21 protein-coding genes and 1 pseudogene are annotated in these 22,168 nt (G+C 43.6%); 9 read left to right on the top strand and 13 right to left on the bottom strand.

Translation table 11 applies throughout. The annotated features are described in order from the left end of the window. Positions 1 to 38: 38 nt before the first annotated feature. The 3 genes from ACZ07B_RS21180 to ACZ07B_RS21170 all read right to left on the bottom strand — a co-directional run bounded on the left by ACZ07B_RS21180 (position 39) and on the right by ACZ07B_RS21170 (position 3,450). On the bottom strand, positions 39 to 1,226 hold the full coding sequence (locus ACZ07B_RS21180) for a macrolide family glycosyltransferase (RefSeq protein ID WP_464877657.1): 1,188 nt from the start codon (positions 1,224 to 1,226) through the stop codon (positions 39 to 41). Positions 1,227 to 1,386: 160 nt separating this feature from the next. Then, positions 1,387 to 2,649 carry a glycoside hydrolase family 18 protein gene (locus ACZ07B_RS21175; RefSeq protein WP_015715325.1) on the bottom strand — a complete coding sequence of 421 codons (1,263 nt, stop codon included), beginning with the start codon at positions 2,647 to 2,649 and terminating at the stop codon, positions 1,387 to 1,389. Between the two features lie 126 nt (positions 2,650 to 2,775). Then, on the bottom strand, positions 2,776 to 3,450 hold the full coding sequence (locus ACZ07B_RS21170) for a GntR family transcriptional regulator (protein ID WP_003234129.1): 675 nt from the start codon (positions 3,448 to 3,450) through the stop codon (positions 2,776 to 2,778). 248 nt (positions 3,451 to 3,698) lie between these two features. On the opposite strand from ACZ07B_RS21170, the gene ACZ07B_RS21165 reads away from it, so the two are divergent. Then, positions 3,699 to 4,436 carry a sulfite exporter TauE/SafE family protein gene (locus tag ACZ07B_RS21165; protein ID WP_015252701.1) on the top strand — a complete coding sequence of 246 codons (738 nt, stop codon included), beginning with the start codon at positions 3,699 to 3,701 and terminating at the stop codon, positions 4,434 to 4,436. A 35-nt stretch (positions 4,437 to 4,471) separates the two neighbouring features. On the opposite strand, the gene ACZ07B_RS21160 is transcribed toward ACZ07B_RS21165, so the two are convergent. Then, positions 4,472 to 5,680 (bottom strand): Bcr/CflA family efflux MFS transporter, encoded by a 1,209-nt coding sequence (locus ACZ07B_RS21160; RefSeq protein ID WP_464877656.1) that lies wholly within the window; start codon positions 5,678 to 5,680, stop codon positions 4,472 to 4,474. Positions 5,681 to 5,990: 310 nt separating this feature from the next. Here ACZ07B_RS21160 and ACZ07B_RS21155 point away from each other — a divergent pair, with 310 nt between their 5' ends. Both ACZ07B_RS21155 and ACZ07B_RS21150 read left to right on the top strand, forming a co-directional pair. Further along, positions 5,991 to 6,485: a MarR family transcriptional regulator gene (locus ACZ07B_RS21155; RefSeq protein ID WP_072557150.1), complete on the top strand. Its 495-nt coding sequence runs from the start codon at positions 5,991 to 5,993 to the stop codon at positions 6,483 to 6,485. Positions 6,486 to 6,500: 15 nt separating this feature from the next. Next, on the top strand, positions 6,501 to 7,130 hold the full coding sequence (locus ACZ07B_RS21150) for a nitroreductase family protein (RefSeq protein WP_014112842.1): 630 nt from the start codon (positions 6,501 to 6,503) through the stop codon (positions 7,128 to 7,130). A gap of 146 nt (positions 7,131 to 7,276) precedes the next feature. On the opposite strand, the gene ACZ07B_RS21145 is transcribed toward ACZ07B_RS21150, so the two are convergent. Next, the gene (locus tag ACZ07B_RS21145) at positions 7,277 to 9,934 is read right to left on the bottom strand and encodes an MMPL family transporter (RefSeq protein WP_464877655.1); all 2,658 of its coding nucleotides are present in this window, start codon (positions 9,932 to 9,934) and stop codon (positions 7,277 to 7,279) included. Beyond that, the gene (locus ACZ07B_RS21140) at positions 9,931 to 10,389 is read right to left on the bottom strand and encodes a MarR family transcriptional regulator (RefSeq protein ID WP_015252707.1); all 459 of its coding nucleotides are present in this window, start codon (positions 10,387 to 10,389) and stop codon (positions 9,931 to 9,933) included. Before ACZ07B_RS21140 ends, ACZ07B_RS21145 begins: the two co-directional genes overlap by 4 nt. A 168-nt stretch (positions 10,390 to 10,557) precedes the next feature. On the opposite strand from ACZ07B_RS21140, the gene dinB reads away from it, so the two are divergent. The 3 genes from dinB (at position 10,558) to vmlR (ending at position 14,590) form a co-directional block, all read left to right on the top strand. After that, entirely contained in the window at positions 10,558 to 11,076 is a 519-nt protein-coding gene (gene dinB / locus ACZ07B_RS21135) for a damage-inducible protein DinB (RefSeq protein WP_464877654.1), read from the top strand. 171 nt (positions 11,077 to 11,247) lie between these two features. Next, positions 11,248 to 12,624 (top strand): amino acid permease, encoded by a 1,377-nt coding sequence (locus ACZ07B_RS21130; RefSeq protein ID WP_014475969.1) that lies wholly within the window; start codon positions 11,248 to 11,250, stop codon positions 12,622 to 12,624. A 319-nt stretch (positions 12,625 to 12,943) separates the two neighbouring features. Next, positions 12,944 to 14,590: an ABC-F type ribosomal protection protein VmlR gene (gene vmlR, locus ACZ07B_RS21125; protein WP_464877653.1), complete on the top strand. Its 1,647-nt coding sequence runs from the start codon at positions 12,944 to 12,946 to the stop codon at positions 14,588 to 14,590. A gap of 52 nt (positions 14,591 to 14,642) precedes the next feature. On the opposite strand, the gene ACZ07B_RS21120 is transcribed toward vmlR, so the two are convergent. The 4 genes from ACZ07B_RS21120 to ACZ07B_RS21105 all read right to left on the bottom strand — a co-directional run bounded on the left by ACZ07B_RS21120 (position 14,643) and on the right by ACZ07B_RS21105 (position 19,017). Continuing rightward, positions 14,643 to 15,464, bottom strand: a complete 822-nt coding sequence (locus tag ACZ07B_RS21120; protein ID WP_217020347.1) for a sugar phosphate isomerase/epimerase family protein — start codon at positions 15,462 to 15,464, stop codon at positions 14,643 to 14,645. A gap of 15 nt (positions 15,465 to 15,479) precedes the next feature. Continuing rightward, positions 15,480 to 16,823, bottom strand: coding sequence for a sugar porter family MFS transporter (locus ACZ07B_RS21115; RefSeq protein WP_217020349.1), 1,344 nt, complete (start codon positions 16,821 to 16,823; stop codon positions 15,480 to 15,482). Positions 16,824 to 16,893: 70 nt separating this feature from the next. Then, complete coding sequence (locus tag ACZ07B_RS21110; protein ID WP_167559248.1) at positions 16,894 to 17,898, bottom strand: LacI family DNA-binding transcriptional regulator; 1,005 nt, start codon at positions 17,896 to 17,898, stop codon at positions 16,894 to 16,896. A 93-nt stretch (positions 17,899 to 17,991) separates the two neighbouring features. Beyond that, the gene (locus ACZ07B_RS21105) at positions 17,992 to 19,017 is read right to left on the bottom strand and encodes a Gfo/Idh/MocA family oxidoreductase (protein WP_217003187.1); all 1,026 of its coding nucleotides are present in this window, start codon (positions 19,015 to 19,017) and stop codon (positions 17,992 to 17,994) included. A 402-nt stretch (positions 19,018 to 19,419) separates the two neighbouring features. Here ACZ07B_RS21105 and ACZ07B_RS21100 point away from each other — a divergent pair. Beyond that, positions 19,420 to 19,646 (top strand): annotated as a pseudogene (locus tag ACZ07B_RS21100) (HIT domain-containing protein). A 61-nt stretch (positions 19,647 to 19,707) separates the two neighbouring features. Here ACZ07B_RS21100 and ACZ07B_RS21095 read toward each other — a convergent pair. The 3 genes from ACZ07B_RS21095 to ACZ07B_RS21085 all read right to left on the bottom strand — a co-directional run bounded on the left by ACZ07B_RS21095 (position 19,708) and on the right by ACZ07B_RS21085 (position 21,281). Further along, positions 19,708 to 20,181: a GNAT family N-acetyltransferase gene (locus tag ACZ07B_RS21095; protein WP_464877652.1), complete on the bottom strand. Its 474-nt coding sequence runs from the start codon at positions 20,179 to 20,181 to the stop codon at positions 19,708 to 19,710. Positions 20,182 to 20,343: 162 nt separating this feature from the next. Next, entirely contained in the window at positions 20,344 to 20,688 is a 345-nt protein-coding gene (locus ACZ07B_RS21090; RefSeq protein ID WP_326210471.1) for a DoxX family protein, read from the bottom strand. Continuing rightward, positions 20,685 to 21,281, bottom strand: a complete 597-nt coding sequence (locus ACZ07B_RS21085; protein ID WP_464877651.1) for a TetR/AcrR family transcriptional regulator — start codon at positions 21,279 to 21,281, stop codon at positions 20,685 to 20,687. Before ACZ07B_RS21085 ends, ACZ07B_RS21090 begins: the two co-directional genes overlap by 4 nt. 346 nt (positions 21,282 to 21,627) lie before the next feature. Here ACZ07B_RS21085 and ACZ07B_RS21080 point away from each other — a divergent pair, with 346 nt between their 5' ends. Together ACZ07B_RS21080 and ACZ07B_RS21075 are read left to right on the top strand one after the other, a co-directional pair. Continuing rightward, entirely contained in the window at positions 21,628 to 21,900 is a 273-nt protein-coding gene (locus ACZ07B_RS21080) for a spore germination protein (protein ID WP_003243854.1), read from the top strand. A 13-nt stretch (positions 21,901 to 21,913) separates the two neighbouring features. Next, entirely contained in the window at positions 21,914 to 22,156 is a 243-nt protein-coding gene (locus ACZ07B_RS21075; RefSeq protein WP_014478992.1) for a spore germination protein, read from the top strand. The last annotated feature ends 12 nt before the right edge of the window (positions 22,157 to 22,168 follow it).

Here is a 22,168-nt window from a genome sequence, read left to right as displayed (position 1 = left end):
ATTAAGAACTCCCGTACAAGGTACGGGAGTTCTTTTTCTTATTTGTTTTTTTGGCGAATCAACTCATCAATCCGCTCCATCACTTCTTCCATGTCCATACATTCTTTGAAGCTTTGATTGATTTTTTTAATGCCTGCCGTATACTGATCGTTGCGCAAAACCTCATCTACGGCTTGTTTTAATATTTGGGCATTGACTTCATCTTTAGAGATGACATAGCCTGCATGGAGTTCAGAGAGACACTGCGCCACCATCGGCTGATCCTTGTCATGAGGCATGACAACCAGTGGCACGCTGAAATGAATGCCTTCGTTTACGCTGTTCATTCCGCCGTGTGTAATGAAAACATCCGATTGCTCCAGCACTTCCAGCTGAGGGACATACGGAGCAATGATAAAGTTTTCCGACGCCTGCTTTAATTTGGTCAGGTCCGCTTTTTCTCCGGCAGCGATGACGACTTTTCCATTAAAGCCTGAAAATGCATCAATACAAAGGTTGAAGAAATCCTCTGTATGATCCAGTACAGTCCCCATTGAAATATAAATGACCTTCTCATCTTTTAGCTGTTCAATCGGGAAATCTGTTTTTTCCGCTCTTTTTGGAAAGCTGGGACCGATAAACAGATATTCATCCCCGAAACGATCGCTTTCAGGCTGAAAATAACGGCTCGTATACACCACATTCAATTCCCCTTTATTGTTCATGAATTGAACCAGGTTTTTCGGGGCAACACCGTACGTTTCTTTCATTTTTGCCAAAAGGTCTTCGCACTCTTGATCCAATTCAAGCGGCGCTCCAGACTCCGGATGCAGCGGCAGGATTTTCAGGTGCTCCTCGCCAAACAAGAAAGACGCCGATGAAGAGACCCCTGGAATATCTAAGTAATCCCTCACCAATTCCCCCGCGCCGAATTTATCATAATAAACAAAATCAAATTGAATGCTCTTAGATAAGTCTTTGACAATCTGTAAAATGTCCAATGACGTTTTGATATGGATTTTCAAGAAATCAAGAATGCCATTGGGCGAACCGACATGAATAGGTGTCGTTCGCAGCAGATCCCGGTGAAGATGGACCGTTGCTCCCGCTGCTTCTAATCGTTTTTTATATTTTTCAGTGGATATATAATGGACATCATATCCCTTATCGGAAAACGCTTTTGTAATGCCTAAGGTAGGATTCACATGGCCTTCCGCAGGAAAATTCAAAATCAATACTGTCTTCATGTAGACAACTCCCTCTCAAATCGTATTCTGACTCTTTGTTTGATCAGACTACTACTAATCGTAAAATGGGAACACAACCCATGCAAGGTACAAATGAATGAACTATTCTGCTGCTCTGGACTTAATCAAAAAAAAGACACCCAAGCTCTGGTGTCTTTTTTTATACTTTTCTGATCGTAAAAAATTTCCGCAGAAGCCATGGGCCCGGTGTAAAGCCCAGCGTTAACTGCCAAGCGCCAATAGCCTGCAATCTGTATTCGCGGACGATCTGCATCTTCCGGCTCATGCTCCTGACATCCTCAAACCATACCTCATGCGTCCGCCCCTGCTGATCACTGTACCGGAAAAACGGTGATTGATATTCGGCTGAATATTGTATCGGGGCTTGGTACCTCATCGCTCTTTCGATTGCGTTTTGATTTGAAATCGCTGAAGCAACTGTGCCCGGCTGGTACGGGATGATCCAGTCGTACCCGTAGAGCGGGACTCCGATAATGATTTTTCTGCTCGGCACCTGCGCAATCGTAAACTCAATGGTTCTCCTTATTTCAGTAATCGGCGCTACAGGACCCGGCTCACTTCCGGCATGATGCCAATCATAAGCCATGATAAACATATAATTGACAACCGCTCCTATCCCCCCGTAATCGTAGCCTCTCAGCCAGGGAATATTATCGCTTGTTTTTGCAGGAACGGCTATCGTCAGCACATACCCTCCCGCCTGAAGTCGATCTCTCAGCTGGCGTAAAAACCCAGTGAAAAGATCGCGATCCGCGGCGCTCACCTGCTCAAAATCGATTGTGACACCCCCATATCCCCTTGTGGAAACTAAGTCATAAATGTTGTTGACCAGATTGGTTCTCGCTGTGGGATTGTTTAGCACTTGGTGAACAATCTCCGTACTGAAGCCTCCTGATGTAAGGTTCGTAATTGTTGCCAGCGGCGTGACTCGTCTTTGCCATGTTGTCTCAATAGCAGCCGCATCATTCAATTGGTTTGCAATGTCGCCGTTCGGTGCAATATGGTATTCGAAAATCGAAATCGAAGACGAGTATGGCGCATAATCATTGATTAATTCCCGATCGAGGTCTGGGTTTCGGAGCACGTAAAAACTCAATGTCCCCGCAATGTAATTTGAGATCGAAGGAATCGTTATTTTTGCTCCCGCTTGTAAAGCATTTGGGCTGATGCCCGGATTGGCGGCTCGCAGTCGCTCTAATGGCACAAACGCTTTAGCTGCAATGGCGGTAAGCGTGTCTCCCGGCTGGACTGTATATACATAAAGAGGGATAAGCAGAGCCTGCCCCGGCACGATATTCGTTTCATCTAAACCATTCACACCCCGTATTTGATCAACAGAAGCACCGTATCTTCTGCCTATCGAAAACAAAGAATCACCAGGCCCGACGATATGGATAAACATGTTTAACCCCCATTATTCGTTAGTCAAACCATCATAAAATCTTATTAACGGGGCCTCTTAGATATGTGGTGAATACATAAAAAAATACCAAGGGTTCTGCTCCCCCTTGGTACCGGATCATACAAATCAATTCTCTTTTCCTTCCTCAAGCACATGCTTCAAATGCTCACAGTCATGATTGAAATGAGCTAGCACATGTTGTTTGGCTGCTTCTTTGTTTTTCTTTTTCACTTCCTCAAATATCCTGCGGTGCTCACGTAGTATCGTTTCTGCACGGTGGTCGCCGGTATAATTAAGGATTCTGCAAAAATGAATCAGGTCATTTACATGCTCAAGCAAATTTTTCAAATGTCTGTTATGGCTGAAATCAACCAGCAGCTCATGAAATTTTTGGTTTAAACGAATGATTTCCGTATCTTCCGTGCCGTTGTGAATCGCTTTCTCTGTTTCTTCAAGCTGTTTTTCGAGTATGGTCAGCTCTTCTTCGTCCGCTTCGTCTATGACTAATTCGACTGCCAGCTGCTCCAGCGGAATTCTGATTTTATAAATCTCATCTACATCTTTTGCCGTTAACGACGTGATCGAAAACCCATTTCGGTCATCCGCTTTTAACAAACCATCTTTCTCAAGCAATCGCATGGCTTCCCTTATCGGAGAGCGGCTGACGCCAAAGCTTTTCGCCAGCTGTGTTTCGTTTATCCGTTCCCCAGGCTTAAAAGTCCCGTTGAAGATCATTTTTTTTAGCTGGTTATAAAATTGCAGGTAGTAGGGAGTCGGCTTATCTAATTTAAAATCGTCCATATATAATACCTCTTTTGAATATATTCAAGGGCTTTTCTTCATCAAAATCATATAACAGATGGTAATGGGAAGCAACAAACTGCCTTGTCAGATCCCAGAATTTGAGGTACGATATGTTTGCTGAACGACGGTCGACGGACTACTGGCAACTGAAAAAACGGTGTGTTTTTCTTCGTCAATAGGACACCATACCTCCGCCAGAATAGCGCACGGTTACATTTTTACATCTTTTCAATGGAGGAAAAAATATGCTCATTATTCTTGTTATGTTTCTTCTAGGAATTATTTTAGGCTTTATTGGCGCCGGTGGAGCCGGCTTTGTCATTGCCCTTTTAACGCTTCTTTTCCATATCCCGATTCATACGGCTTTAGGCACTTCGCTTGCCGGCATGGCTTTTACAAGCTTATCAGGGGCATACAGCCACTATCGCGAGGGCAACATTCAAATGAAAATCGGCTTAATAGTCGGAGGCTTTGCTGCGGTTGGCTCATTTTTCGGCGCCAAGCTGACATCTTTTATTCCGGCTGATTTGCTTCATTATTTGACGGCTGGAATGTTATTTTTATCAGCAATTCTCATTTTAATCAGATTATTTATTTTAAAAGAGAAGGCTCAAGTGAATCAAAGCACTCTTTCAACGTATACGAGAGCGGTCATCTTAGGAATTGTAGCCGGCGTTCTTTCCGGCACATTCGGCATTGGGTCGGCACCTTTTATTCAAATTGGTTTAATGATTATGCTGAATCTGTCCATTCGCCATTCTGTCGGAACGACGATGCTTGTGATCATCCCTCTGGCTGTAGGTGGAGGGATCGGATATATCACAGAAGGTTTTGTTGATTACGTTTTGCTTGTCAAAGTTCTGGTCGGGACAATGTGCGGTGCCTATGTAGGCGCGAAATTCACCAACCTCATGCCAAAGGTGGTTTTGAAATCAGCCATCTTTTTGACTCCGGCGATTGCAGGCCTGCTGTTGTTATTCTAAATAAAACAAAAAACCTGACGTCATGTCAGGTTTTTTTATGAATTCTGCCCTACTCGTTCTTTCGTTAATCCAAAAAACGCCAGTGAACCGATGACAGCTGTTACAAACATGATGGCTCCCATCGGAACGGCTGTTGTCTCATTAATGCCTACAAGCGGTGACACGATTGAACCGAGGAGCAGCGGGAGCATTCCAAGCAGCGCACTTGCACTTCCGGCGCGGTGCCCCTGCTTTTCCATGGCCAAGGTAAACGTGCTGGTCAGAACCATGCCAATCGTAATCATGTAAATGAAAATGGATATGACTAATGTAGCAAGAGGACCGTGAATCATGGTCATGGTTAATAGCACAGCCGTCGCAATCACAGCCGTAATGACCGCTATACGAAGCAGGCTTTTTTCATGAATGATTCCGCCAAAGCGTCCGATGATAAAGCTGCCCGATATAATCGCCAGCCCGTTAATGCCAAAAAGAATACTAAATACCTGCGGAGACACCCCGTAGATATCCTGGTATACAAAAGGCGTACCAGACACATATGCAAAACTTCCCCCGTGGATAAATCCGACAGTTAACGCGTACCCCATAAAGGATCGATCCTTCAGCAGGCTGCCCATCGTTTTGACGGATGTTCCGATTGAGCTTGGAATCCGTTTTTCCGGCGGAAGCGTTTCTTTTAACCTCAATGCAATCAGAAGAACGAGTAAAAATCCGATGATCATGAGGACGTGAAAAATTGTATGCCACGTTGCGAACGGCAAAAGCAAAATGGCACCGCCTGTCATAGGCGCAACCATTGGCGCCACCGCGGTAATGACCATTAACAGCGAGAAAAATTTAGAAAGCTCTCTTCCGGTAAACACATCGCGGACGATTGCGCGAGACAGCACAAGCCCTGCAGAAGCAGTGAAGCCCTGTAAAAAACGCGCAGCCACTAAAGTTGTTATATTGGGCGACAGTGCACAAAACAGAGAAGATAACACAAATAAAAAAATACAGATTAATAGCGGTTTTCGTCTTCCCTGTGCATCGCTGACCGGCCCGACAATCAGCTGGCCGATCGTAAGTCCGACCAGACAGGCTGTTAAACTTAACTGAACAAGTGAAGCACTTGCTGATAAATCTTCCGCGATTTCAGGAAAACTTGGCAAATACATATCTATATTAAGCGGGCCCAATATAGCAAGCATGCCGAGCAGAAACGCTAGTGCCAAGCGTTCTTTTCCAGTTGGATTGTGCAGCATGTTATCAAACCTTCCCTTCAACCTAGTCCCTTATATAATGGATGTCAGCTCCAACTATGGATTGAAGCTGTGAAACATTTGTATATTGTATCATAACTTTCAGCCTGTGAAAGCCGCTTGAGCACGGGCTCGGCAAAGTGATATTCCGAACACCTATAAATGGTATGATGCAGGGAATCATCGTGACCAGCATCATCTGAAGAAGCGGCCAGCTTTTTTTGCTAAGTTCTAGCCTAGCGAATTTCATACGCTGGTAGGTTTTTCAAAAGTGCAAATGGCTTGCAAGATGAAATCAATCGTTGTATATTAATTGACGTGTCAATCATTGATATATCAATTAATAGTGTTGACAGGAAAGAAGGGATGGGTTTTGGCGTCATTTTGTTCAGAGGAAGCCGAGATTTTATATCAGCTGCAAGGCGTGAACAAGGTGATTGGCGTGAAGTTCGAGGCATGCACGGGCATCAGCCAATCTCGTTTGGAATTGCTGACATTGCTTTATCATGCAGATGAGATCAGTCAAAGCGACCTTCAAAAGAAAGTAAATATCGATAGCGCAGCCGTTACCAGACACCTGAAACAGCTGGAAGCCAAAGGCATGGTATCAAGGCGGCGCAAGCCTGAGGACAACCGCATCACCCTTGTTCGGTTAACAGACCAAGGAAGAGAGCGAATCGAGTCTTCTAAGAAGGAAAAGGAGCGTTTCATGAAGGAAATGCTCGCAAATGTAAGCGCAGAAGAACGCCGCCTGCTCATTGATGTGCTGGCGCGCATGCGAAACAATATAGATAATATTGAAGCTTAAGAGGAGTGTATCAACATGATCAAAACAAACGATTTTATGGAAATTATGAAAGGCCGCCGTTCGATTCGCAACTATGATCCGACAGTAAAAATCAGCAAAGAAGAAATGACAGAGATCTTAGAGGAAGCAACAACTGCGCCATCTTCTGTTAACGCGCAGCCATGGCGTTTTCTTGTCATTGACAGCCCGGAAGGAAAAGAAAAGCTCGCACCGCTTGCAAGCTTTAACCAAACACAGGTCACAACATCATCTGCTGTCATCGCTGTATTTGCAGACATGAACAATGCAGACTACTTAGAAGAAATCTATTCAAAAGCCGTGGAACTTGGTTACATGCCGCAGGAGGTCAAAGACAGACAAATCGCCGCGCTGACCGCACATTTTGAAAAGCTTCCGGCACAGGTCAACCGTGAAACGATCCTGATTGACGGAGGTCTTGTTTCCATGCAGCTGATGCTGACTGCACGCGCGCATGGCTACGATACAAACCCAATCGGCGGATACGATAAAGAAAACATCGCGGAAACCTTCGGATTAGATAAAGAACGTTATGTACCGGTTATGCTACTTTCTATCGGAAAAGCAGCAGACGAAGGCTATGCTTCCTACCGTCTGCCGATTGATACAATTGCAGAATGGAAATAAAACAAAGAGCCCGGGAATGTTTTCCGGGCTCTTTGTTTTTAAATACAGCCGCCGTTTGATCGTCTGACCTTTTTTGGGTAACACGTCTGAAGTTAGTTGTTTAGTCATGAAAAAAGAGTGATGACCATTCATCACTCTTCTCTCGATTACTCTTTTCCTTTCTTCCTGCCGAACGGCCACCAGTTTCCTTCTCCAAAAGTTGCAATGATTGCCGGGATGAAGAGCGGGAGAATGACAAGGCCGTAAAGCAAGAGCCCGATGATGATAACACTTGCCACCTGCATCAGTGTATTGACACCTGAAGGCATCATCGCCGCGAACGTACCGGCCAATATAATGGCAGCTGTAATAATGACAGATCCCATTTTGCTCATTGACCTGACGACGCCTTGCTGAATGCCAAGGTGTACCTCTTCCTTAAATCGATCCAGCAAGAAGATCGAATAATCTACCCCTAACGCGATTAAGATAACAAAGCTGAAGAATGGTACTGCCCAGCTGACACCCGCGTTTCCTAAGCCGTTTACAAAAATTAATTCTGTTATGGATATCGACGTATAGTACGTCAGCAGCAATGACGCGATCATATAAATCGGCATGATCATTGAGCGGAACAAAATGGTTAACACGATAAACAGGCCTATAATCATAATCACCATTGTTCTGGAGAAGTCCGTTGTGGACAGCTCCTTTAAGTCCGCATTCATACTCGTGACCCCGCCGTATACGATCTGTGCATCCTCCAAAGGAGTGCCGTCAACTTCGTTTGCGACAGCTTTTTTGATTTGGTTTATTGTCGTAATAGCTTGTTCTGAGTACGGATTTGAATCCAGAACGACACTTAATTGAACACCTTTGCCGTCTGCAAAGGAATACTGGTCAATTGACTTCTTAAAGTCTTTGTCCTTCATTACTTGATCAGGAATGAATATGCCTGTATCTCTTACAGTTGGACTTTTGCTCATGTCTTCTAACATATCACTGGAAGCTGTAATACCGTCAGAGACTTTCGTCAGGCCCTCATTTGCGCTTTTTACGCCTTCGGACAGCTTCTTCAGGCTTTCTGTCAGGGTTCCAGCTTGTGCCTGCTGGCCTGAGAGCTGTTGGTTCGCTTGTTCAAGACCGGTTTGAATCTGGCCAAGCTGTCCGCTTATTGCCGTAAGCTGCTGCACGGTCTGTGCGGTATTGCCGGTTTGGGAAATCTGTTTGCTCACAAGCTGCAGCTGCTGATTGATTTTGCCCAAGCCATCTGCCGCATCGCCCAGTGAACCGCCAGACCCTCCATTTGAGGCCGAACCGGTTTGCCCTGCCATTTGATTCAGTCCGTTTTCTATATCCGTTAATCCGCTTTGGATATCGGCAATCCCTTTTACTGTCTTATTCAGCCCGTCTGAAACCGATCCTAGCTGGTTATCAATATATAAATCTTTGATTTTTTCACCAGTCGGCTGCGTAATGGTCATAACAGAGTCAACATGATCAACTTTCTCGATCGCTTTGCTGATATTTCCTAGATAAGGGATTGTATCAGCTGTTGTAAGATCTTTGTCTCCTTTTACGACAACATTGATCGGGAACGCTTTTCCTTCCCCGAATCCATCCTTAATGGCCTCGAGAGCTTTTATAGATTTATAATCGCTGCTGATTTCCGCAGTTGAGTCGAATGAAATCTGGTCATCATAGGTCAAGATGAACGGAAGCGTAATCACCACCGTGATGACAATGAACAGAAACGGACGCGCAACGGAGTGTCTGCCGAGAAACGCCCATAGTTTGTTATCACTGTGTGACAGCACTTTCTTAGAAGGCCAGAATAATTTTTCACCCAGCGTCACCATAAATAATGGCAGCAGTGTGTAGAGGATGATCATTAAAATTCCCACACCGACTGCTACCCCTACTGCGGATTGGAAAATCGCAAACTTCGCAAATCCTAAGGCGGAAAATCCGATCAATACCGCAAATCCGCTGATAAATAAGGTTTTTCCCCCTGTGCGGTAAGCGATAAGCGCCGCTTCTTTTTTATCATGCCCGTTTGCCAATTCTTCACGGAATCGTGTAAGAAGCAGTATGCAGTAATCTGTTCCAATGCCGAACAAGATCGCGACTAAGAAGGTTTGCGTAAACGTCGAGATAGGAAAATCAACATTGTATACAAGGATGCCCAGTATGGATTGACTGATCAGATAAGAAAAACCGACAACCACAATCGGGATAAAAGGCGTCACAACAGATCGGAACACGATCAACAGTAAACCGATGATCAGGCAGACTGTGATCACTTCCGTTTTCTTAAGCCCTTCCTCTGAGCTGTGAGCGAAATCCTGGTTGATAAGGGAAGCTCCCGTAATATATGCCGTCAAATCATCAGGAACGATTTGATAAATCTCGTCCGCAATTTTTTCCGCCTTTTTATCAGAACCTGTAATCGTGACAGGCATGAGAACGGTTTTCTTGTCTTTCGACATCAACTGGTCTTTGACTTCTTTTTCCGCTGACAGAGGAGATGTTACCTCTTCTACACCGTCGATCTTTTTGATTTTATCAATCATTATCCGAAGCTGATTCTCTGTTTCTTTCTTTAGAGCATGGTCTAATGTAAAGACGACACTGATCGAATTATTGTCTTCTCCCGCTTGTTTTAAAATGGCGTTTGCCCTTTCTGAAACCGCATCAGCAGGAAGCTGTGCCTGCCCCTTTTGATTGGCCAGCTCCGTTAAGTTCGGAGAAAACAAACTCAAAACGACGGTAAGTGCTAATACGATAGCTGCAATTGCCCACTTAAATTTGATGATTGCTCTCATTCGGCAGAATCTCCTCCTTTAAATTTGCTTTTTAAAATGGTGAATATCTCGATGATGGAATGTAAGTGTTCCTCATCTATATCATCGATCAGCGGTTTGAGCGCATTAAAGATGGCAGAATCTAATTCTTCTAGTATGTGTTCACCGCTGGGTGTAATGTTAATAAGCTTAGAGCGCCTATCACTTTTTGCCGGACAGTCGTCCCATTGAACCAATCCCTTTTCGAGCAGCTTTTTCAGTCTGTTAGAGATCGCGCTCTTATGTACATTTTGGTACATGGCCAGGCTGCCGGGAGAGGTTGGGCCCTTGACTTTTAAAATTTTCAACAGGTCTGCCTGTTCCCTTGAGATATGCTTGAAGACATCCTGATTGATTTCACGATGCACAAATTCTGTCCCTTCAAGCAGGACTTCCACAAACAGGTTTATCGCCTGACATAGCTTTTGTTCATTCAATATCTTCCCCTCCTCATTATAGTTTACCCCGCTAAACTTTATGTTCAATGTCAATTAGTTTATTCCCCTAAACCATATATGTCAACAGATTTTATTCACGAGCACTCTACATAAGAACTCATGTTCGTATATAATGGAAGATATACACACGAAAGGGGGAATTTTAACATGTCAGATTTGGCATTCAAATTGTATGAATATAACGTCTGGGCCAATCAACAAATATTCAACCGATTAAAAGAGCTTCCAAAAGAGGTATACCATCAAGAAATTCAAAGTGTGTTTCCGTCGATATCCCATGTATTGTCTCATGTTTACCTTTCTGATCTCGGCTGGATTGAAGTGTTTTCCGGCAAAACGATGAGCGATGCGTTGGCGTTAGCTGAACAGCTAAAAGAACAGACAGAGGCTAAAGAAATAGAGGAAATGGAAGACCTTTTTCTGAGATTATCCGAGCGCTATACACTATTTTTACAGCAAAAAGAACAGCTCAATAAGCCACTCCAGATTCAAAATCCCTCAGGCGGAATCATGAAAACAACTGTTTCCGAACTGATTCCCCACGTTGTCAATCACGGAACATACCATCGCGGCAATATCACAGCAATGCTGCGGCAGGCAGGATACGCATCCGCACCGACAGATTATGGGCTTTACCTGTTTATGAAAAAAAATGAAAAAGCATAAAAAAGCGGCTCCCTAAATGGAGCCGCTTTTTTCGGGAAATAGTCCAAATCACATTAAAATTCTTTTCATCAATCCTTTTTTAGTAAAAAAGATAGAAATTTTAGTGTTATAATAATCATTAAAAATAGATTGCTGACTCAATAATCAATTTTTAATGGAGGAACACATAAAGTGACAGACGACATGACGAAAGACAATATAAATCAGCAAACGTTGCAGAGAGGCTTGAAAAACAGGCATATCCAGCTCATCGCCATCGGCGGAGCCATTGGGACAGGCTTATTTCTCGGCTCAGGCAAATCGATTCATTTTGCCGGACCGTCGATTTTATTTGCTTATATGATCACAGGGATCATTTGCTTTTTAATTATGAGATCGCTGGGTGAACTGCTGTTATCAAACTTGAACTATCACTCTTTTGTGGATTTTGTACAAGACTACCTAGGCGATATGGCAGCATTTATCACCGGCTGGACATATTGGTTCTGCTGGATTTCCATTGCGATGGCTGATCTGACAGCAGTCGGGCTCTACACTCAATATTGGCTCCCGGGTGTGCCGCAATGGGTGCCTGGCTTAATCGCTCTTATTATTTTACTGATTATGAATCTGGCGACAGTCAAGCTTTTTGGTGAATTAGAATTTTGGTTTGCTTTGATTAAAGTCATTGCCATTTTGGCGTTAATCGTCATTGGCCTTGTGATGATTTTCAAAGGCTTTTCCACAAGCTCAGGAGTGTCCAGTTTCACAAATCTCTGGAGCCACGGAGGCCTGTTCCCGAATGGCATGCACGGGTTTATCCTCTCGTTCCAGATGGTTGTGTTTGCTTTTGTCGGCATTGAGCTTGTCGGGCTTACAGCCGGTGAAACAGAAAACCCTGAAAAAGTAATCCCTAAGGCGATCAACAATATTCCTGTCCGTGTGCTGCTTTTTTATATCGGGGCTCTTCTCGTGATTATGAGCATCTATCCTTGGGATGTCATCAATCCCAGCGAAAGCCCATTCGTACAAGTATTTGTCGCTGTTGGCATCGTCGGGGCTGCAAGTATTATCAACTTTGTTGTGTTGACATCCGCTGCTTCAGCATGCAACAGCGCTGTATTCAGTACAAGCCGTATGGTCTATTCCCTGGCGAAAGATCACAATGCGCCTGAGTCAATGGCGAAACTGACTCAGCGTAAAGTGCCTAGAAATGCTTTATTCTTTTCAGCTATCGTGATTTTAATCGGTGTTACGTTAAACTACATCATGCCAGAAGGCGTATTCACCCTGATCACAAGTATTTCAACCGTATGCTTTATCTACATTTGGGGGATTACGGTCATCTGCCATATGAAATACCGCAAAACAAGACCTGAATTAGCGAAAACAAACAAGTTTAAGCTTCCGCTTTATCCGTTTACAAATTACCTGATTCTTGCGTTCCTGGCGTTTGTTCTGGTTGTGCTGGCACTGGCACAGGATACTCGTGTTTCCTTATTTGTCACACCGGTTTGGTTTATTTTGCTGATTGTGATTTATAAAGTGAGAAAAGCGAAGCATCAATAACACTCGAAACTCCTGCCTCAAAAATGAGAGCAGGAGTTTTTTTGATGAAAATGACCTTTGCTTTTGAATTTGAAGGTATGCTATAGTGTTTGTAATCAAAACAAGAAGGGATGATGGGTGGACAATGATTAACTAATCTTATTTTTACCGTTTGAAATCAATATTTCAAATCAAAAAATAGGATTAGTCTGCCCATTTTCTATATATACGACACTGCTATTTATAAAAAATAGCTTATTTGATCATGCACAGGCACGGCTAATCCTTCCAACACATTTGGGAGGATTTTTTTATTCTCCCTTTAAAGCGAGGGATATGGATGAAAGAGATCGTAACATTAACAAACGTTAGCTATGAAGTAAAGGATCTGACTGTTTTTAAAAAGGTAAATGCCAGTGTTCAGCAAGGAGATATCATTGGGATTATCGGAAAAAACGGCGCTGGGAAATCTACGCTGCTGCACCTCATTCACAATGACTTAGCCCCTGCACAGGGTCAAATCCTTCGGAAGGATATAAAACTGGCTTTGGTTGAACAGGAAACCGCGGCGTATTCCTTTGCGGATCAGACACCTGCCGAAAAGAAGTTACTGGAGAAATGGCATGTGCCTCTTCGTGATTTTCATCAGTTAAGCGGCGGTGAAAAACTGAAAGCGCGGCTGGCGAAAGGACTATCAGAGGATGCAGATCTGCTGCTGTTAGATGAACCGACAAACCACCTTGATGAAAAAAGCTTACAATTTCTCATCCAACAGCTGAAACATTATAACGGCACTGTGATTCTCGTTTCTCACGATCGATATTTTTTAGACGAAGCCGCAACAAAAATATGGTCGCTTGAGGATCAGACGCTGATTGAATTCAAAGGGAATTACTCCGGGTATATGAAGTTCCGGGAGAAGAAAAGACTCACCCAGCAGCGCGAATATGAAAAGCAGCAAAAAATGGTTGAACGGATTGAAGCACAAATGAATGAGCTCGCTTCTTGGTCGGAAAAAGCCCATGCTCAATCGACGAAAAAGGAAGGGTTTAAAGAATATCACCGGGTAAAAGCGAAGCGTACGGATGCCCAGATAAAATCCAAGCAGAAGCGGCTTGAAAAAGAGCTGGAAAAAGTAAAGGCGGAACCCGTCACCCCAGAATATACAGTCCGCTTTTCAATCGATACAACCCACAAAACAGGAAAACGTTTTTTAGAAGTTCAGAATGTAACAAAAGCGTTTGGAGAAAGGACCCTCTTTAAAAACGCAAACTTTACGATTCAGCACGGCGAAAAGGTTGCGATCATAGGCCCCAATGGCAGCGGAAAAACGACATTACTGAACATCATTCTGGGACAGGAAACAGCGGAAGGAAGTGTATGGGTGTCGCCGTCCGCAAACATCGGCTATTTAACGCAGGAGGTGTTTGATTTGCCTTTAGAACAAACACCGGAAGAGTTATTTGAGAATGAAACATTCAAAGCAAGGGGGCACGTTCAAAATCTGATGAGACACTTAGGTTTTACAACTGCCCAATGGACTGAACCGATCAAGCATATGAGTATGGGTGAGCGTGTAAAGATCAAGCTGATGGCATATATTCTGGAGGAAAAAGACGTGCTGATTTTAGATGAGCCGACAAACCATCTCGACCTGCCTTCACGCGAACAGCTGGAAGAAACACTATCACAATACAGCGGCACATTGCTGGCGGTTTCACATGACCGATACTTTCTCGAAAAAACAACAAACAGTAAACTCGTCATCTCAAACAACGGCATCGAAAAGCAGTTAAATGACACCGCTCCTTCTGAAAGAAATGAGCGGGAAGAGCTTCGATTAAAGCTTGAGACAGAAAGACAAGAAGTGCTGGGAAAGCTCAGTTTTATGACGCCAAATGATAAAGGGTATAAGGAGCTTGATCAGGCTTTCAATGAGCTTACGAAACGAATAAAAGAGCTGGATCATCAAGACAAAAAAGACTGAGGGAGAAAGTTCAAGCGGCATTGAAAAGGACAACAGCTGTTGTCCTTTTTCTTTATATGTTCAAGCCTTCCCATGACATTAATGTTTCTAATGATGACTTATAGTATCCTGCCACCGCTTCCAAATAGGCATTTCCTTTGATCGGGGTGAACGGGTCTGGTCCAGCCGCCACCATCTCCATAATAATCGGGCCTTTATAACCGATAGAATGAAGCGCTTCGATTTGCCTTTCCAGATTCGCATGGCCGTTTCCGATGGCCTGGCGATTTGAATCAGCCACGTGATAAACGCCGAGTTTCTGCCCTGTCAATTCAATGGCTTTCACAGGGTCAGCTTCTTCTATGTTCATATGATACGCATCAAGAAGAACATCGAGATTGGAACTGCCGACATCACGTATTAATTGCAATGCTTCTTCCCCAGTGACCACTTGATGATTTTCGTATCGGTTCAATACTTCAAATACAACCTGAATCTGCAATTCCTCCGCTCTGGCCAGGATCTTTTTAGCGCTATCGACCAATAAACTCCAATCCCTTGCATCATCCCCGCTCCCTCTCACTTTGCCGACATCACCGTGAAGACAGATACGAGGAGCTCCTAAAGCCACAGCCCAATCTAATAAATCGAAGTAATACTGTACAGCCTTTAACCGAACCTCTTCATTTGCGCTTGAAATATCCACATTCCTTGGTGTTATTGATAAAACCTTTACATGATGAGCAGCAAGTGTCTCGGCAAGGTCTTTCGGATTCAGCGAAATATCTCCTTCTACCTCCACTCCGTCTACTCCAATTTCTGCAGCCAGCCGGCATTTTTGTTCAAATGAAATGCTGCCGAAAGTCCATAAGCATATCCCATATTCTCTTCCCATATTGAAATCCCCCTTTTATAAAGATGAAACTGTATTCTTCGCCATGATTTCTCCCTCAATTTGCTCCAATGATTTGCCTTTTGTCTCCGGCACAAATTGATAAACAAAGAGAAAGGCAAGAATGCCAATGGCACCGTAGATGAGAAATAAAGAACCTGTACCGATCAGATCTAATAGCAGCGGGAAGGACAGCGACACTGCAATATTCGCCAGCCACAGACAGGTACTTGCGATTCCCAGCGCCGTCCCCCTAATCTGTAACGGGAAAATTTCAGCCAGCACAACCCAAACGACCATTCCCCAGCTCGCTGAATACGCTACCATAAACAAGCACAAGCAGGATAACAGCAGCCACCCGGGTGCATGAAAGAAAAGCGTACTGACACCCAAAATACCAAGTGCCAAGGACATTCCGACATTGCCGATCAGCATGAGATTTCTTCGCCCTATCATATCAATCAGCAGCAAGCCAAGGATCGTAAATAAGACATTGATGACGCCGATGCCAATGGTTCCTGCGATGGCACTGGAAGCGCCGAACCCCGCATTTTCTAAGATGGTCGGTGTATAATAAATAATCGTATTCGTGCCTATTACTTGCTGAAAGATGGCAACCCCAATACCGATAAATAAGATCGGCCTGATTGCCGGAGATAATAAAGTTGATATGGAAACACGCTCTTTCGTCTTAATCTCTTTCATACTGCGGATCTCAGCATCGATTGTTTTCGGATCTCTCGTCAGAAGCAAAATATGGCGTGCTTCCTCCTCACTTTTTTTCTGCAAAATCCACCGCGGACTTTCAGGCATAAAAAACATACCAGCCATGAGAATGAAGGATGGAATCACTGCTAATAGGAGCATCAGATCCCACCTGCCGGACGATGAAAAAACGAAGTTTACAATATAAGCCATGAGAATCCCGAAGGAATTCATCAATGTATTCAATGAAGCGATTCTGCCTCTGATCGCAGCAGGCGCCATTTCTGACAGATATAAAGGAACGATTGCAGAAGCTCCTCCAACTGCTACGCCCAGTTCTATTCTGAATAGTAACAATATTCCGATATTATGAGCCAAACCTGTACCAATGGCTCCAATTGTAAAAAGCACCCCCAGCCAGATGATTGTTTTTTTCCTGCCATAGCGGTCGGAAAATCTTCCGCAAAAGGCTGCTCCGGCTAAAGCACCGATCAGCACTCCGCTGACAACTAATCCTTCTAGTAATGGCGACAGCTCCATGTCTTCTCTTATAAACAGCAGCGCGCCGGATATTACACCCGTATCGTACCCGAACAGCAAACCTCCTAATGCCCCGAAAAAGTAAATAAGACTGATATAGGCCTTTTTGGACGTCATCAAGAAACCTCCGACTCATTGTATTTAAACCGTTTAAGGAAGGGAGATCTCTCCAAGATCCCCCAAATCGTCATAACTGTGATGCGGTTGAATCCCGTACAATTAATGAAGGAGACAGCATCACGCGCTGTATCACTTTCTTTTGTTTTGGATCAGCCATGCCGTCCATCAGCAGTTCAATTGCCTTTTCTCCCATTTCTTCAGTCGGCTGTGCGATAGTCGATAATTGGGGATCACTGATCTTTGCAAGGATGCTGTTATCAAACCCAATCAGAGAAAGAGATGAAGGAATAGGAATATGAAGCTGCCTTGCAGCTTGCAAAACGCCTAAAGCAAGCAGCTCAGTCGTCACAAAGACAGCCGTCGGCCTATGTTTTTGATTAAGCAGCTTTAAACTGATGTCTTTACTGGCTGACAAGTCATATGGACAGTCCAGAATAGCTGATTCATCGATTTGGATTCCTGAAACCTGCAGTCCTTCTTTAAAGCCGATGACACGATTTTTGATTGATGTATTGTTAATCTTTTCTGCTATGACAGCTATATTTGTATGCCCTAATTGGGCTAAATGGACAGCTGCCTCGTATCCCCCTTTAAAATCATCCGCCACTACAGTGTCTACAGGCAGATGCGGTATATCTCTCGACAGCATGACAACCGGCATGTCGCTTTCAATCAGTTCGCGTATCGCCTGACTGTTTTTGAGACCCGTCGCCACAATAATGCCGTCTACATGCTTTTGCTTCAGCATGGTGATATATTCTTCTTCTCTCAGCGAATCGTTGTCCGTACTGCATATGATGACGCTGAAGTCCTTTTTACGGCCGCTGTCCTCCACAGCTCTGGCAAGTTCGGCCATAAAAGGATTGGCGATGTCGGGAATGAGCAGCCCGATGGTCTTCATCATTTTTCTCGCTGACGTCACAACACTTGGCTGATATTGAAGCTCCTCAATCACTTTCCAAATTCTATTTTTCGTTTTTTCGCTTATATTGCCGGTATTATTAAGAACCTTTGAAACGGTAGAGATTGAAACGTTTGCTTCCTTAGCAACATCATAAATGGTTGTTTTCATTAAGAAGGCCACCTTTATAAAATAGATCCTCTTTAGTATAAACGAATGCTTACCAGAATTTCTTTTTAAAAAGGCGCTTCTTCTATCAAATACTCAAACCGTTTGCGGCACTCCGTTTTTTAACATGACAGGCTGCTTCTTTTTGCAAGACTCTATACAAGCTGCGGCAATGGCAAGTGCTGCACGCGCATCTTCACCTGTTACTGAGGTTGGTTGATTATTTCGAACAGCATCAACAAACGATTGTAACTCATCAACATAAGCATCAAATAATAAGTCCTGGTCGTAGCGAATCGTGTTGTAGCTGACTCCGTCTTTGTTATACCTTGTCATGTTTGTATGGCGGAGATCTCCGATGGTCAGCATGCCTTCAGACCCAAACACCTCTCCGCGGACATCATATCCATAAACCGCTTGAAAGTTTGCCTCCGCCGTCGCAATCGCTCCGTTATCAAATTTGATCGTGACTACTGCCGTATCCAAAAATCCTTTGTCCTTAAAATCAGGCCTGACAAGTGCATCAGCCGCAGCATAGACTTCAATCGGCTTCGCATTTGGATTGAGGTAAAGTAACGTATCAAAATCATGAATCAGCGTCTCTAAGAAGATCGTCCATTGAGGAATTGGTGTTGGATCGCCGAGTGCCGGGTCCCTTGTAATGGAACGCATTAACTGAGGCGTGCCGATTTTTCCTGCACGGATTTCCTCATACGCACTGCGAAAGCCTTTAGCAAAACGTCTGTTAAAACCGATCTGAAGCGGAACAGACTCTTCATTTACTACCCTTATGACTTCATCCGCTTCTTCCAGTGTGACAGCCATCGGTTTCTCACAAAATACAGCTTTCCCCTTCTTTGCCGCTGCCATAATGTTTGCTGCATGCGTCCTTGCCGGCGAAGCAATGATGACCGCATCAATATCAGGATGCTCCAGCATTTCTAACGGATTTGTAAACGCTTTAATATTTGAGCTGATTGTTTTTGCAAATGCTTCTGCATTCCCTGGAACCGGATCTGCAACTGCTAACAAATCTGCTCCTTTCACACGAAACGCAATACTCTCTCCATGGAAAGCTCCCATCCGTCCCGCACCTAATAGCCCAACCTGTACATTTCCCATCAGCACCACTCCCATTCTGCGAAGATAAAGAAAGTCTTTCCCTCATTATCATCAGTTGTAAAAAAGTAACCACGGAATTGTTATATTCTTAGTTTGTTATTAAGAGAAAGTCTTTCCTAATTGTTTTCAATTGTAACCCCTTACATTTTGGAGGTCAATCTTTTTTTCTGTTTTTAAAGCCAACCTCTCCTCTAGCCGCCGTTCAACCCTGCGATGGGTTAAAAATTTAGGGGGCAAAAAATAACGAGGGTATGCGGCACCTCAGGTGGAAATATTCACAATAGAAGGAAGGTGATGAAGAAAAGCAGAAGATGAAATGAAACAATCAAAGTGAGGATGGATCATATGACTGAAGACTTTTAGTGTGATGAAGTATTTAGCGGCAAAACGAAAGTAAATAAGATGCTAGAGACAGATAACGTATTGGCTTATTTTCATACAAAGCCTTTTTATCCTGTCCATATTGTGGCTATCCCTAAGAAACATACTTCCTCATTGATCACTCTGGAAGAGAACGACCATGACATGACTTGCTTCTTGAATTAATGGGTGTCATTCAAAAGGTCGCTGCCATGGTGACGGAAGAAAAAAGCGCATGCCGTGTGATCACCAACTTAGGAGCCTACTAGGACTCTAAACATTTACATTGGCATATTGTGTTTGGGAAACCGCTTAAGTAAGCAGCTTTTATCAGCATAGCTGTTTCCGCATACGTATATTGGTCATGACATAACCCATCTTCTGATAAAGATAGACGGCTGTCTCGTTGTGTGCAAACACATGAAGGGCCAGCCTTTCCGCACCAAGCTCTCTTGCTTTTTCATCAAGCGTTTGAAGCGCCAATTGAGCTAGTCCTTTTCCGCGAAAGGCTTCATACAACCCAAAGGAATAGATAAACGCTTCCTTTTGCGGATGTAATGGATCAGCATACAGCCAGAGCCAGCCCATTCTTTCTCCTTGGTCATTTGTGATGTTCCAAAAATAATGATTGCTGCTGTCTCGCCCATTCGGAATCATGTTCTCATATGCCTGCTCCGATTTCTCAAATGCCTCTTTTTCCGTCCAAGTTCCTGACGTTATGTTTTGTTTCGCATAATTATGCACGGACATCCCGCGAAAGGCTTCGAACTCTTCCTCAGTCATGTCTTCCAAAGTTAATGCCATCCTGTATTCCTCCTTTATAAAAAAAGCCCAGCTGATGCCGGACGAATAACGCAGAAATGGAGCTCTATTTTACTGATTCAGTTAATTCCTGGACTTTCTATTATTCGATAAGAAAAGGAGATTTCCTGCAAATAGGCTTGTTCTTAAACATTAGTGAAAAGCTTACGTGTAACTCCCCATGATGATCATGATAGAAACAATCAAACAAATCATCGCTGGTATCGCCATGATGACCGATTGTCTTGCTCGAAACATATGCGCATGAATTGCTCCCGCCATGAGAACGACAAACAGAACACCTGCTCCAATCGCTGCATACCGATTCCAAATTCCCGCTGTCAAAGCAAGTGCCCCGGCTATTTCGAGAATGCCGGTAACAGTCAGAAACCATAATGGATATTGATAATGGCGCCAATGCTCAACTTGAAAGGGAACGCGGCTTACCTTTATGATGCCTCCCGCAAGCATAAAAACTGCCAAACTGACTTTCATAATAATAGATATCATCTTACGTCATTCCCTTTCGGAAGCATCCCGTATATTAAAAGATTCACAACCTCTGCTGCGAGGCTTGCCGGATCTTTGATTCTAGTTAACAAAAATGAATCGGTTAAATGTTCAATCATGCCGACCAAACACTCAGCGACAGTTTCCATATCCAGTTCAGAGTGAAAATAGCCAAGCCGCTGTTCTGCTTCTAAGTTCTCTTTCAAAACCATCGCCAAGTCTTTTTTCATTTGTTTTGCTTCCGGGTTGAGAAAAAAGCCGATCTTGGTTAAATCCTTGTCCTCAGCCAAAAATTGAAAAACAGTCTCTACAGCTAGCAGTACCCGTTTTGACACATCCTCCGTGTTTAATCCGTTTTCCAGAAGAAGTGACTCTGTCAGCTTTCTGACCCGAGAGTGAAAACCGGTGATTAACTCGGCAAAGATGGCTTCTTTGCTTTGAAAGTACAGGTAAAATGAAGGCTGTGTGAACCCAGCTTTTTTCACAATTTCACTTACCTTCGCGTCATGGAATCCCCGAATCGAAAATTCATTAGCGGCAACTTTGAGTAACCGTTTCCGGCTTTCTTCTCCTTTACGTCCTTTACTTTTCAACTAGGACCACCCCCAAAATAATACTCACGAGTAATGTTACTTACGAGTATTATTTCATGGCATAAGCTTCATTGTCAATGATTTCAAACTCATCCTGTTGCCAGCTTCCTTTATTAAAGGGTCTTATGTATTTCGAATAACTGAATCAATTTATTATATCAATGGCTTTTCATTCACTGATAAGTATTTTCTGAATAGATTGACATTCAGGCTGTGACAAACTTTATTCTTTTTTTCTAACAAACATCACTCCGGGGCCAGATAGAGTTTTGCCCGCAAATGCAAGGAACAATTGGGTGCAGCGGCGCATAATGTACTGTACAGAAAGATGGAAGGGTGTGATGGGATGCCGTCTACAGTAATCAACCTATATTATTTGAAGATCAACAGTATTTCGGGCAATGGTTCAATTACAATAGGCGAAGCTGCTTATAACAGCCCTACCAACAATCAAAAATCTCAAGGGACCAATTCTTCTTTCGGTGATACCTCACCTACAGAATCGGTTATGGAAAACTTCTTAAACGATCCTGATGTAAATGATCAGACATCTATCGGCAACTCTGATACATCCAACGTTAATGCGCCTCCGATTGCACCACCGCCAATTTTAGATTAAAGGGGTTTCGTCTATGCCATATCAAATTAACATCGCAAATATTAAGATCAACGGCGTCACGCAAAACGGAAATATAGATGTCGGCCCGACTGTGCACAACAGCCATACTGCGAACAGCAAATATTTTGGAGCAAACTTTTCCTTAGGGGATCTTTCGCCTACGTCTTCACTTTTGAACACTGGAAATATTGATTCAGACGTTAGTGACCAAGACCAAATCGGAAACCCTTCTGCGCCTATTGCAAATCAAATTTAAGGAGAATCTCAT

This window comes from Bacillus sp. 9.4, from assembly GCF_055486415.1.
The sequence above is the reverse complement of the archived record's forward strand: the minus strand, read 5'-3'. Positions and strand labels throughout refer to the sequence as shown.